The following is a 536-nucleotide window of genomic DNA, read 5'->3' as shown; positions in this document are numbered from 1 at the left end:
ATCGCGGTTCGTACGTGCCACCGCGCGTATCATAGGGGACAGCGGCAAAGCGGTCGCGCCACGCGTTCTGCTTCGCGAAAGTCGCGTCCCATAACTGCTGTGGCGAGGGGTAGGAATCGACGTAGCCTTCCTTCCCCGCCATATCGATCTGCCAGATGCCCCGCCCATTCGTCGAATAGGCAAATCGAGTTTGTAGTTTCTCGGCGTAAATCTTCGCCTGCCCGACACCCTCGGTATCGCCAAGATCGCGTCGCTTCGCCTCGATCACCGCGAGTTTGCGATTGCGGAAGGTCAGCACATAGTCGGCAGTCGTTGGCTCGCCGCGCTTGCCAGCACCTTGCAATCGTCCAGGGCAAATCTGCTCGCGCCGCACCCGGCTATCCGCCACCACGCCCCATCCCGCCAGGCGAAGCGCGGGGTCGATCAGTTCGGCGCGGGTTTCCGCTTCATTCATGCCACGAGGAGTCGCGGTACGATCAACTCACCCGAGAAAGCGCGTCCGAGTAACAATCGCTTCAGCTCGGCGATGGCAACGA

1 pseudogene is annotated in these 536 nt (G+C 61.6%); it reads right to left on the bottom strand.

Annotation, left to right across the window (positions count from 1 at the left end):
• Positions 1-454, bottom strand: a pseudogene (locus ACK4S7_RS13225) (type I restriction endonuclease subunit R); the annotation flags it as partial.
• Positions 455-536 lie beyond the last annotated feature (82 nt).

Source organism: Sphingorhabdus sp., from assembly GCF_046292425.1.
GTDB lineage: Bacteria > Pseudomonadota > Alphaproteobacteria > Sphingomonadales > Sphingomonadaceae > Sphingorhabdus_B.
The sequence above is the reverse complement of the archived record's forward strand: the minus strand, read 5'-3'. Positions and strand labels throughout refer to the sequence as shown.